General features: G+C 43.0%; 13 protein-coding genes. 8 read left to right on the top strand and 5 right to left on the bottom strand.

What is annotated here, in order from left to right:
- Positions 1–54: 54 nt before the first annotated feature.
- From L1077_RS06710 to L1077_RS06700, 3 genes are all read right to left on the bottom strand, one after another.
- Positions 55–1,128 (bottom strand): trypsin-like peptidase domain-containing protein, encoded by a 1,074-nt coding sequence (locus L1077_RS06710; RefSeq protein WP_237136115.1) that lies wholly within the window; start codon positions 1,126–1,128, stop codon positions 55–57.
- 103 nt (positions 1,129–1,231) lie between these two features.
- Positions 1,232–2,584: a DegQ family serine endoprotease gene (locus tag L1077_RS06705; RefSeq protein ID WP_237136114.1), complete on the bottom strand. Its 1,353-nt coding sequence runs from the start codon at positions 2,582–2,584 to the stop codon at positions 1,232–1,234.
- Between the two features lie 162 nt (positions 2,585–2,746).
- The gene (locus tag L1077_RS06700) at positions 2,747–3,202 is read right to left on the bottom strand and encodes a YhcB family protein (protein ID WP_063361391.1); all 456 of its coding nucleotides are present in this window, start codon (positions 3,200–3,202) and stop codon (positions 2,747–2,749) included.
- Between the two features lie 137 nt (positions 3,203–3,339).
- On the opposite strand from L1077_RS06700, the gene zapE reads away from it, so the two are divergent.
- From zapE to L1077_RS06660, 8 genes are all read left to right on the top strand, one after another.
- A complete protein-coding gene (gene zapE / locus L1077_RS06695; RefSeq protein WP_237136127.1) occupies positions 3,340–4,428 on the top strand; it encodes a cell division protein ZapE in 1,089 nt (362 codons plus the stop codon).
- Positions 4,429–4,650: 222 nt separating this feature from the next.
- A complete protein-coding gene (gene rplM / locus L1077_RS06690) occupies positions 4,651–5,079 on the top strand; it encodes a 50S ribosomal protein L13 (RefSeq protein ID WP_023397225.1) in 429 nt (142 codons plus the stop codon).
- Positions 5,080–5,087: 8 nt separating this feature from the next.
- Positions 5,088–5,480, top strand: a complete 393-nt coding sequence (gene rpsI, locus L1077_RS06685) for a 30S ribosomal protein S9 (protein ID WP_155732008.1) — start codon at positions 5,088–5,090, stop codon at positions 5,478–5,480.
- A 480-nt stretch (positions 5,481–5,960) separates the two neighbouring features.
- Complete coding sequence (gene petA, locus L1077_RS06680; RefSeq protein ID WP_237136113.1) at positions 5,961–6,551, top strand: ubiquinol-cytochrome c reductase iron-sulfur subunit; 591 nt, start codon at positions 5,961–5,963, stop codon at positions 6,549–6,551.
- Between the two features lie 104 nt (positions 6,552–6,655).
- The gene (locus L1077_RS06675; RefSeq protein ID WP_063361535.1) at positions 6,656–7,879 is read left to right on the top strand and encodes a cytochrome b; all 1,224 of its coding nucleotides are present in this window, start codon (positions 6,656–6,658) and stop codon (positions 7,877–7,879) included.
- Positions 7,876–8,613, top strand: coding sequence for a cytochrome c1 (locus L1077_RS06670; RefSeq protein WP_237136112.1), 738 nt, complete (start codon positions 7,876–7,878; stop codon positions 8,611–8,613). The genes L1077_RS06675 and L1077_RS06670 overlap by 4 nt, the downstream gene beginning before the upstream one ends.
- A 98-nt stretch (positions 8,614–8,711) precedes the next feature.
- On the top strand, positions 8,712–9,335 hold the full coding sequence (gene sspA / locus L1077_RS06665) for a stringent starvation protein SspA (RefSeq protein WP_211036133.1): 624 nt from the start codon (positions 8,712–8,714) through the stop codon (positions 9,333–9,335).
- Positions 9,335–9,790: a ClpXP protease specificity-enhancing factor gene (locus L1077_RS06660; RefSeq protein ID WP_237136111.1), complete on the top strand. Its 456-nt coding sequence runs from the start codon at positions 9,335–9,337 to the stop codon at positions 9,788–9,790. The genes sspA and L1077_RS06660 overlap by 1 nt, the downstream gene beginning before the upstream one ends.
- Positions 9,791–9,831: 41 nt before the next feature.
- Here the strand turns inward: L1077_RS06660 and dolP are convergent, their stop codons facing one another.
- The gene (dolP, locus tag L1077_RS06655; RefSeq protein ID WP_237136110.1) at positions 9,832–10,398 is read right to left on the bottom strand and encodes a division/outer membrane stress-associated lipid-binding lipoprotein; all 567 of its coding nucleotides are present in this window, start codon (positions 10,396–10,398) and stop codon (positions 9,832–9,834) included.
- A 1-nt stretch (position 10,399) separates the two neighbouring features.
- A complete protein-coding gene (locus L1077_RS06650) occupies positions 10,400–10,984 on the bottom strand; it encodes an SIS domain-containing protein (RefSeq protein ID WP_237136109.1) in 585 nt (194 codons plus the stop codon).
- Position 10,985 lies beyond the last annotated feature (1 nt).

Here is a 10,985-nt window from a genome sequence, read left to right as displayed (position 1 = left end):
GAGCTGAAGTGAACGGCATTAGAGCTGAGCTCGCTTTTTTATTTCCAAATAAGACTAGTAAATAGGGGTTTCTAATTCCACGACTTCAACCATAAACGATAAGCGCTTGCCCTTTCGGTTGACTTCAAATTCTAACACTGTCCCCGGCTCTGTATTGCCAATCGTACGAAGCGTTTGCTGTGGGTTGGTAATGGCTTTACCAGCCACTTTGGTGACAATATCCCCATCTTTCATACCGACTTGCCAAGCTGGGCCCAGCGGGTCTAAATCATTAATGCGTAGCCCCATAATGGGCGTGTATACGTCAGTGATTATTTGGCCTTTGTTATCAACTGCGGTGCCTTTAAAGCCGAGGTAGCCTCGAATGACACGGCCATCTTCTATGATTTTAGTCATTACATCTTTGGCTAAGCGGTAAGGAACAGCAAATGAGATCCCCTCAATATCAATATTATAGCGGCTGGTAAACTGCGCCGAGGTGATCCCTACTAAAGTACCATTTGAATTGACCAATGCACCACCTGAATTACCCACATTCACAGCAGCATCAGTTTGCAATAAGCTGTTATATTGGCTTTCAGTCAGCGCTTGCTTTCCAGTCGCACTGATGATCCCTTGGGTAATGGTTTGACCCAAATTAAGTGGATTACCAATAGCGAGTACAACATCACCAATACGAGGTAATAGATTATCATCCATTGGAATAACCGGGAGGTGATTGTCTTCCACTTTGATGACTGCAAGATCTGTGATGGTATCAAAGCCTATTAATATACCGTAATACTGCCTACCGTCAGGTAATAATACGATAATTTGGTCAGCGCTGTTAATGACATGGTAGTTCGTTAAAAGATAGCCATCAGCACTCATAATCACGCCAGAGCCGAGCTCTTGGATGCGATTTTGCCTTTTAAAGCGGGGAACGGAGCTAAAGCTTTCGGAAAAAATAGTGACCACAGCAGGTGCTGCGCGACTAACGCCATTGGCAAAGCTCATTTGCTCTAACGTATAAGGTACATTGAGGTTGGCCGCTCTTTCTTTTAATTCTGGCTTTAACCAGAGAATTAAAAATGCGATACCAAGCCCAATCATGACTGGCGCGAGGATAAATCTAATAAATTGCAACACGGTTTATTATTATACATCGTTTATCTTGTGATAAACCTATGATGACACAAAACAACGCAGCGGCAAGAGCCGCTGCGTAATTCTGAGTTTTTTTTTGTACTATTTATTGAATTAAATAGAAAACAGAATCTCTGCCTCGCTTAATACCCAATACAATATTACCTTGAATATCGTCAATTAGCCGCTTCATGTCACGAACTGTGGTGACGCGTTGACGATTCACCTGCATGATCACATCTCCTTCTTGCAGTCCGACACGGGCTGCAGGTGAGCGCTCTTCTACGCTGACGACCACGATACCTTGATTACCGTTTCGCTCATTACTTTCAAGTACGGCACCTTGCAAGCTTGGGTGAATACGGTCAGCTTGCGCTTGTCGCTCGTTTTGACCTTGCAGTTTTACATCAAGTGTACGCTTCTTACCATCACGGTAAATGCCGACTTTAATTTCTCGTCCTTCACCGAGCGTTGCAATTTTCCCTCGTAATTCGTCAATGCTTTCCACATTGTCGCCATCGATACTGATGATCACATCGTTCGCCTTTACGCCTGCTTCTGCTGCCGCTGAGTCTTTAGTTACTTCTTGGATAAACACACCTTGTTTAACATCAAAGCCCTGTGCTTCAGCAAGTCCGGCGTTAAGTGTGCGGCCAACAATACCCAGTGAGCCACGTCTTACTTGCCCGTATTCAATGATTTGATCAACGAGGTTCTTCATCATATTGGACGGTATAGCGAAGCCGATCCCAACATTACCGCCAGACGCTCCTAAAATGGCTGTATTGATGCCAATCAGTTCACCTTTTAAGTTGACTAGCGCGCCACCTGAATTACCTTGGTTGATGGCCGCATCTGTTTGAATAAAGTCTTCGTAGCCTTCGATATTTAAACCACTACGCCCTAGCGCGCTGACAATACCAGAGGTGACGGTATGACTTAAGCCAAATGGGTTGCCTATGGCAACAGAGAAGTCACCAACACGTAATTTATCTGAATTGGCGAGTTTCACTTCTGTGAGGTTGTCATTGTCGATTTGTAATAATGCAATGTCAGACTCTTTATCTGCACCGATCAGCTTTGCTTTAAATTCTCTGCCGTCTTCTAGCGTGACAAGGATATTGTCAGCTTCATCTATGACATGGTTATTTGTGACTACATAGCCTTCATCGGCATCAATGATCACCCCTGAACCTAATCCACTGAAAGGACGTTTTTGAGTACGAGGGGGGGGATTACCAAAGAAAAAATCAAATGGGTCAACACGGCGGCGCACTTCTTTAGCGCCAGAAACTTGAATACTCACGACCCCCGGGGTTACGCGTTCTAACATTGGAGCCAGTGTGGGGAGTTGTTGACCGTCAACCGCAACCGGTAGCCTTGCTTCTGCACTTTGTGGTGCTAAAAGCAAGCTTGAAGAAAAAAGCGCTGCGGATAATAAAGTTAATTTTAATTTCATAGTCTGGAAATTCTCCTAAATAACAGCGTTAAACACATCATTTGGTGAACTTAAAACAGTTGTTTTCGTTCAAAATGATATGAGTTAGTTTTGTGAGCGGGGAGTACCCGCTCAGTTATTTGGTAGTTATTTCTACAGACTATGGGGTCAAAAAAAAGTTCATCAAGAAGTTTTTAATTGCTCGCTTTTTGCTCGTTCATCATTGAATAAACCGCTTTCTCCTTCTGCATAATCAGCAGGAGGTGCATTGTGAACAGATTCTGAATTTCGTCTTTTTTCAGGCCTTGCGCGCAAAGAAGCTTGAAGCTGCTCTGTGGTTTCTTTTGAGAAGAAAGGTTCATTTGATTGACTGCGCTTTTCTTCTAGTAACAGTTGATTTGTATCTTCAACATGTTGAAGCAGTTGGCTGTAATTGTCGTGCATTTTACCCACTAGCTTTTTAGTATTGGCTAAGTGGTCTGCCACATCTTGCCTGTATTGCTCTAAGTTTTGCTCTGCTTGTTGTGCTTGCTGTTCTAACTCTTCATGCTTGAACTGCTTTTTGGTAAAGAGTGAACCTAAGAAGAATGCACTGATCGCTACGATGATTAATAAGCCCAACCATGCAATTGTTGTCATATTTACTCCTGTGTAAGGTGAGTGACACCTGTTACTTTTACTAAAATACTCTCAATCGATAGGTTAAATATACGCTGAGAATGGATGCGTGTTAATATATTGGGCAAAGAAAACTGCTCAGTTTAATAAAAAATATGATGACGCCTTGGGAAAAGTATCAAGAAGACCTTAAAAGAGATGACTTTCAGTACGACAGTGCACAAGAAAACGCGGTCAAGCACTTACAGCGTTTATATGATGATTTAATCGCACAACCTCCTGAGCCCAAAGGCTTCTTTGCAAAGCTGTTTGCAAAGAAGCAAGTGGAGCCGGTGAAAGGACTCTATTTTTGGGGCGGAGTAGGTCGTGGAAAAACGTATTTAGTGGATACTTTTTACGAGGCGTTGCCGAGCGATAGAAAAATGCGCGTACACTTTCACCGCTTTATGCATCGTGTGCATGATGAGCTTAAAAAGCTTAAAGAAGTGAAAAATCCTTTGAATGTGGTCGCTGATATTTTTAAAGCTGAAACGGATATCATCTGCTTCGATGAATTTTTTGTCCAAGACATTACGGATGCCATGCTACTTGGCGGATTAATGGAAGCCTTGTTTGAGCGCGGGATTGTGTTGGTGGCAACATCTAACATTGTGCCTGATGAATTATATCGAAATGGTTTGCAGCGCGCACGCTTCTTGCCAGCGATTGCATTGGTGAAAGCGAACACTGAAATTGTAAATGTTGACTCGGGTATTGATTATCGTCTGCGTACATTAGAATCAGCAGAAATCTTCCATAGTCCGCTCGATGCACAAGCGGATGCTAACTTATTTGAGTACTTTGATAAGCTGTCACCAGAGCCGGGTAGACTTGATGCTGAAATAGAGATCGAAGGACGTATGATTAAAACGCGCAAGGTATCTGATTGCATTGCGATGTTTGATTTTACCCAATTATGTGAAACGGCCCGCTCACAAGTGGACTATATGGAAATTAGCCGTTTATATAACACGGTTATCCTATCGAATGTAAAGCAAATGGGACAATCTAACGACGATGCGGCAAGGCGATTTATCGCGTTAGTTGATGAGTTTTATGAGCGCAATGTCACCTTGATCATATCTTCTGAAGCGCCTATCGACGAAATCTATACAGAGGGGACATTAAACTTTGAATTTAGACGGTGTATCAGTCGCTTACAAGAGATGCAGTCATTAGAGTATCTATCCAGAGAACACTTAGCTTAGTAAAATCACATTTCTGGCGGAAAAATCGGCCATACGCTGGTTTTTCCCAACTACCCTTGCTATAATCCGCGGCCTGCCACGTTGCGTTCTATAGCCCTCGTCGGCTTAGCCACCGACTTGAGCGGCAAAAAAGTCTTAAACTCGAAGGGGTTGAAGCACCATTAGTAGAGCGGTAGTCCTCTGACTACCTGTGGTTTTAACTGAAAACTTTGGATTTTATAAATGAAAACGTTTGTTGCTAAACCAGAAACTGTAAAACGTGACTGGTACGTAGTTGACGCTGAAGGTAAAACTTTAGGTCGTATTGCTACTGAAATCGCTGCTCGCCTACGCGGTAAGCACAAGGCTGAGTACACTCCACATGTTGACACTGGTGATTACATCATCGTTATCAACGCTGAAAAAGTTACTGTAACTGGTAACAAAGCTCAGCAAAAAATGTACTACGCTCACTCTGGTTACCCAGGTGGTCTTAAGTCTGTTAACTTCGAAAAACTTCAAGCTAAAAAGCCTGAAATGATCATCGAAAAAGCAGTTAAAGGCATGTTACCTCGCGGTCCTCTAGGTCGTGAAATGTTCCGTAAACTTAAAGTTTACGCTGGTAACGAGCACAACCATGCGGCACAACAGCCTCAGGTTCTAGACATTTAAGGAGCACTATCATGGCAAATCAATACTACGGTACAGGTCGTCGTAAAAGTTCAAGTGCTCGCGTATTCTTACGCCCAGGCACTGGCAACATCGTAATTAATCAACGTTCTATCGAAGAATACTTCGGTCGCGAAACTTCTCGTATGGTTGTTCGTCAGCCACTAGAGCTAGTTGAGCTATCTGAGAAGTTTGACCTTTACATCACTGTTGAAGGTGGTGGTATGACTGGTCAAGCTGGCGCAATCCGCCACGGTATCACTCGTGCACTAATGGAGTTTGACGAGTCACTACGTCCTACTCTACGTAAAGCTGGCTTCGTTACTCGTGACGCTCGTCGCGTTGAACGTAAGAAAGTTGGTCTTAAGAAAGCACGTAAGAAGACACAGTTCTCAAAACGTTAATTTATTACGTTTCAGAATGTCAAAAACCCAGCCTTGTGCTGGGTTTTTTGTTTGTAGTGCCGGTTATTAATATCCCTATTAAAACACATTGAAATACGCCAACCTCACATTCAATAACTTTCAGTAAACTCTAAAAGTTGCTCACTTTGTACGCTTATTGACCATTTCTTTTGCTACACTTGCAGGGCAAGTAAATTATTCGCGATATCGTCTGATTAAATTTTCATTCATCTGGACAGAGGTTGATCTTGGTCAGGAAATCATTGCGAAAGACGTCATATCATGACCTGTCGTTTCTAGTATTGGCTGTTTATTGAAGCGCTTAGCACTTTATATGGTCATAATTAGAATAGTAATAACCGTGTTTTTTACATGGTTTTTGCTAATGATCGCGTCTATTTTGAAATATCTTAAAATTAACCTGCTGTAACTGATGTTCTCAATATAGCAAGTGTTGAGGATCATAGTGGAGATAAGTGGATGAGCAATGCGCCTGTTGACAACAGCCGACGCCGTTTTTTAACTATCGCTACCTCTGTCGTAGGTGGTGTTGGTGCGGCTGGAGCTGCTGTTCCTTTTATTGCGTCTTGGAATCCGAGTGAGCGTGCTAAATCTGCAGGGGCTCCTGTAGAAGTGGACATAAGCAAACTTGAGCCTGGACAATTAATTCGTGTTGAGTGGCGAGGTAAACCTGTATGGGTTATCTATCGTACACCAAAAATGTTAGAACAAATGAAGCAACACGAAGATCAACTTCGTGACCCCAATTCTGACGAAGCACAGCAGCTGGAATCAGCGAAAAATAGCTATCGCTCTCAGCGAGAAGAGATTTTTGTTGCTGTTGGGATCTGTACCCACCTTGGTTGCTCTCCAACATTCATGAATGGTGGATTCGGTGAAAAAGTGGAAGGGACCGCAGATGGATTTTTCTGCCCGTGCCATGGCTCCAAATTTGATATGGCGGGTCGCGTTTTTCAAAATGTACCTGCACCTTTGAATTTGGAAGTGCCGCCATACACTTTCCTAGATGAGACCACGATTTTAGTGGGTGAAGAAGAGGAGATGGCTTAATGGCGACTAATTACGAACAACCTAATCAAACTGCAGGCGAGACGAATAAACGCTCAGGTGGTGCTATTAGCTCTGTCGTCGACTGGATCAATGATCGCATTCCGATGACGCGCGTTTGGAATATGCATATTGCGCAATATCCCGCGCCGAAAAACTTCAACTTCTGGTATCTATTTGGCTCTTTAGCTATTTTGGTGTTGGTTAATCAAATTGTGACGGGTATTTGGTTAACGATGAATTTTGTTCCTTCTGCTGAGGGGGCATTTGCTTCTGTTGAATACATCATGCGTGATGTTGAGTATGGTTGGTTATTAAGATATCTCCATTCGACAGGCGCATCAGCATTCTTCGTGGTAGTTTATCTGCATATGTTCAGAGGCATGATCTATGGCTCATATCAAAAGCCCAGAGAGTTACTGTGGTTATTTGGTATGTTGATATTCTTGGCCCTGATGGCTGAAGCATTTATGGGCTACTTGTTACCTTGGGGTCAAATGTCGTTTTGGGGTGCACAGGTAATCATTTCCTTATTTGGTGCCATTCCTGTTATCGGAGAAGATTTAACACTTTGGATCCGAGGTGACTATGTTATTTCAGGCGCTACGCTGAATCGTTTCTTTGCGCTGCATGTCATCGCATTGCCATTAGTGTTGGTGATCCTTGTGTTCTTGCACATTGTTGCACTGCATGAAGTAGGCTCAAATAACCCTGACGGTATTGAAATTAAACGTAAAAAAGGCTCTGTGGCGGAAGAAGACAAGCCTAACTTTAAATTCCATGAATACTACACCAGTAAAAAAGACGTTGTGGATGCCATTCCTTTCCATCCTTATTACACAGTAAAAGACATTTTAGGTGTGGCAGGATTCTTAATTTTATTCTGTTGGGTGGTGTTCTTCATGCCTGAGATGAATGGTTTCTTCTTAGAAGCGCCTAATTTTGAAGCTGCTAATCCGCTTAAAACACCTGAGCATATCTTCCCTGTTTGGTATTTTACGCCTTTCTATGCGATTTTACGCGCTATTCCTGATAAACTAGCGGGCGTAGTGGCTATGGGTGCCTCGATAGTCGTTCTGGCATTATTGCCATGGCTTGACCGAGGAAAAGTGCGCTCAATTCGTTATCGTAGCAAATGGCATAAGTTGAACATTGCACAATTTGTGGTTACCTTCTTGATCTTAGGTTGGGCTGGGGCGACACCGCAAACGGTATTTTCAACTATTTTGTCGCAGATTTGTACCGTGACGTATTTCATGTTCTTTGTGTTGTTATATGTTTATTCAAAGAATGAAGTGACCAAGCCACTACCAACGAGGTTGACGAAATGATGAAAAAGCTATTAATCGGTTTATTCGCATTGTTGCCAACCTTAACAATGGCAGCAGGTCCATCAGTGCCACTAATGGACGCTAATATTGACTTGAGGGATAATGCATCCTTACAGCGTGGCGCTAAATTGTTTATGAATTACTGTTTAGGTTGTCACCAGATGCAATACCAGCGTTATGAACGTACTTTTCGTGACATTGGGATCCCTGTTGAAATAGGTAAAGAGACACTCATCTTTGATGACTCTAAAGTAGGCTCGCATATCTTAAACTCTATGTCGAAAGAGGATGCAGCTAAGTGGTTTGGTGCGGCACCGCCAGATTTAACCTTGATATCTCGAGTTAAATCACCAGATTATATATACACATACTTAAAGTCATTTTATAAAGATGAATCTCGTCCTTTTGGTGTGAATAATATCGTATTCCCATTGGTGGGGATGCCTCATGTTCTTCAAGAACTACAGGGCTTGCCAATGCCAATTACCGAAGAAGTAGTTGAAAATGGCGAGACGGTAACCAAAATTGTGGGTGTCGAAACTGACGGCTCCGGTGAGATGAGTGACGATGAATATGACCAAGCGGCAAGAGATCTCACTAACTTTTTAGCGTATGTGGGTGAACCTTCTCGATTAGAATCTGAGGCAATAGGTATCAAAGTGCTCGGATTCTTGGTAATCTTCTTCATCTTAGCTTTCTTGTTGAAGAAAGAGTACTGGAGAGACGTTCATTAATTTGAACACTCAATGGTGATTATAGGTAATAGGGGCGCATGCCCCTATTGCTGTTTAAAGTGATTTGATTACTTTGTGATTAATTTATGGAGGTAGGCATGGCCGTAGCTGCCAATAAGCGCCCAGTTATGACTCTTTTTTCTGGTGCAAACTGTATGTATAGCCATCAGGTTCGTATCGTTTTAGCAGAAAAAGGTGTAAGTGTTGATATTCATCTGGCTGAAAAGGACAACTTGCCAGAAGCGCTACACGAAATTAACCCATATGGTACAGTTCCGACGTTAATCGATCGTGAGCTTGGCTTATATCAAGCTAATATCATTATGGAATATTTGGATGAGCGTTTCCCGCATCCACCACTGATGCCAGTTTACCCAGTTATGCGTGGACGCAGCCGCTTGATGATGCACCGCATTGAAAGCGATTGGTATAGCCTTGCTGAGAAAATCATGTCAGGCAATGACGTTGATAATGCGCGTAAAGAGTTAACTGAAGCACTTCTTGCTGTGGCACCTATCTTTGGTGAAGCGCCTTACTTCATGAGTGAAGAGTTTAGCTTGGTTGATTGCTTTATGGCTCCGCTATTGTGGCGTTTGCCTCAATTAGGTATTGAGCTTTCAGGCAGCGGTGCAAGTGAGCTAAAAGATTACATGCTACGTTTATTCGAGCGTGAGTCTTTCCAGGCGTCTTTGACTGATATTGAGCGCGAGATCCGCAGCTAATGACATCTAATCGACCTTATTTACTAAGGGCGTTCTATGAGTGGATCGTGGACAATCAGTGCACGCCACACATAGTTGTCAATGCCAACTTTCCTCACGTACAAGTGCCAGTCCAGTTTGTTCAGGACGGTCAGATTGTCTTGAATGTGAGCCCAAGTGCGGCAAATAACTTCACTATGGATAATGATGCATTGAGCTTCAGTGCGCGTTTTTCCGGCCAGCCAATGCAGGTGTATGTGCCTGTTGACGCAGTACTGGCGATTTATGCCAGAGAAAATGGTGAAGGGACAATTTTCTCTGAATCGACTATCGAAGAGGATTACGAAGAAGAATCGTATGATGCTGATGATGAGTTGGCCCCAGAGGTTGAACAGCAGCCTGATAGCGCTGTAGAGCAAACACCTTCACAAGAAGGTAAGCCTAAAAAAGGCGCTCATTTACGCGTTATCAAGTAGAAAAAAACCTGCATCAGCAGGTTTTTTTATGTTTGAGCTCACTACAGGTATTCAAAAGCCTTAATGACTTTTTCCACTCCATGGATGTTACGTGCGATTTCGACTGCTTTTTCTGCTTCAGCAGGGGCGACCATTCCCATTAAAAAGACTTCGGCGTTTTCTGTCACAACCTTAATATTGGTGCCATTGACGTTATCATTTGCCAGCAGCTGTGTTTTCACTTTTGAAGTCAGCCATGTATCGTGACCTTTGGTCGACAGGCCTATATTGCTGCCAATGCGAATTTGATTGAAGAGCTTTTTGACACCAATCACCGATTTCACCGCGTTATGCGCTTGCGTTTTCATCTCTATATTGGCCACTTGTCCTGTCAATAAAACAGTGCCATTGACGCTCACAACATTGATGTTGGCATGCTTTGCTAGTCTTTGAATTTTTTTAAGCTCAATCGTCGCTTTAATTTCTATGCTATTGTCGTCTATTTGTGAGCCGATAGTGCGTCGGTCATTTGCTGCCGATACCGCGCCTGCAGTCCCGGCGACGACCGCCGCTGCACAGCCTTGAAGTAGAGACAAAACAGCAATTAACAAGATGGGTTTTAACAGCATATTAGGCATCCTGAGGGAATAAAATATTGTCAATAAGTTGGCTTAAGCAATGCACTGTGAACATGTGAGACTCTAAAATTCGACTGGCGCGTTTACTAGGTACCCTGATCTCAACATCACTTGGGCCTAACAAACCAGTTAATTCTCCACCATCGTTACCTGTCAGCGCGATGACTTTAAGATCTTTGGTCAATGCAGATTCAACAGCGCTTATGACTTCTTTTTCATTGCCGTTAAGTGCAATGGCAAAAAGTAAATCACCTTCTTGGGCGATTGCTCTTATTTGACGGGAAAATAACTCAGTTTGCGTACTCATTGATTGTCCGCTGAGGTTAATACTGGCTTGACTCAATGTCAGTGCTGGCAAACATGGTCGCTCAGTTTCATAAAAATTGATAAGTAAACTGGCAAAGTGTTCAGCAAGCATATGGCTGCTTGGCTCACCACAGCAGATCAACTTATTACCATTGATCAATGTTTGAGAGATAACATAGGCAGCTGTTTCCAGCTGCTCAGGCAGTGCCTCTCCCGCTGCTATTTGCGCTTGAATACTTTCGGTAAAGATGGCTTTGATTGATTCTTGCATA

The organism is Pseudoalteromonas luteoviolacea, assembly GCF_021654285.1.
In the GTDB taxonomy this organism is placed as follows: domain Bacteria; phylum Pseudomonadota; class Gammaproteobacteria; order Enterobacterales; family Alteromonadaceae; genus Pseudoalteromonas; species Pseudoalteromonas luteoviolacea_J.
The sequence above is the reverse complement of the archived record's forward strand: the minus strand, read 5'-3'. Positions and strand labels throughout refer to the sequence as shown.

What these genes read in the sequence shown, in the direction of transcription:
- L1077_RS06705 (WP_237136114.1), bottom strand. Translation starts at nt 2,584, where the DNA reads ATGAAATTAAAATTAACTTTATTATCCGCAGCGCTTTTTTCTTCAAGC.
- L1077_RS06700 (WP_063361391.1), bottom strand. Translation starts at nt 3,202, where the DNA reads ATGACAACAATTGCATGGTTGGGCTTATTAATCATCGTAGCGATCAGT.
- zapE (WP_237136127.1), top strand. Translation starts at nt 3,340, where the DNA reads ATGACGCCTTGGGAAAAGTATCAAGAAGACCTTAAAAGAGATGACTTT.
- rplM (WP_023397225.1), top strand. Translation starts at nt 4,651, where the DNA reads ATGAAAACGTTTGTTGCTAAACCAGAAACTGTAAAACGTGACTGGTAC.
- petA (WP_237136113.1), top strand. Translation starts at nt 5,961, where the DNA reads ATGAGCAATGCGCCTGTTGACAACAGCCGACGCCGTTTTTTAACTATC.
- L1077_RS06675 (WP_063361535.1), top strand. Translation starts at nt 6,656, where the DNA reads ATGACGCGCGTTTGGAATATGCATATTGCGCAATATCCCGCGCCGAAA.
- L1077_RS06670 (WP_237136112.1), top strand. Translation starts at nt 7,876, where the DNA reads ATGATGAAAAAGCTATTAATCGGTTTATTCGCATTGTTGCCAACCTTA.
- sspA (WP_211036133.1), top strand. Translation starts at nt 8,712, where the DNA reads ATGGCCGTAGCTGCCAATAAGCGCCCAGTTATGACTCTTTTTTCTGGT.
- L1077_RS06660 (WP_237136111.1), top strand. Translation starts at nt 9,335, where the DNA reads ATGACATCTAATCGACCTTATTTACTAAGGGCGTTCTATGAGTGGATC.
- dolP (WP_237136110.1), bottom strand. Translation starts at nt 10,398, where the DNA reads ATGCTGTTAAAACCCATCTTGTTAATTGCTGTTTTGTCTCTACTTCAA.
- L1077_RS06650 (WP_237136109.1), bottom strand. Translation starts at nt 10,984, where the DNA reads ATGCAAGAATCAATCAAAGCCATCTTTACCGAAAGTATTCAAGCGCAA.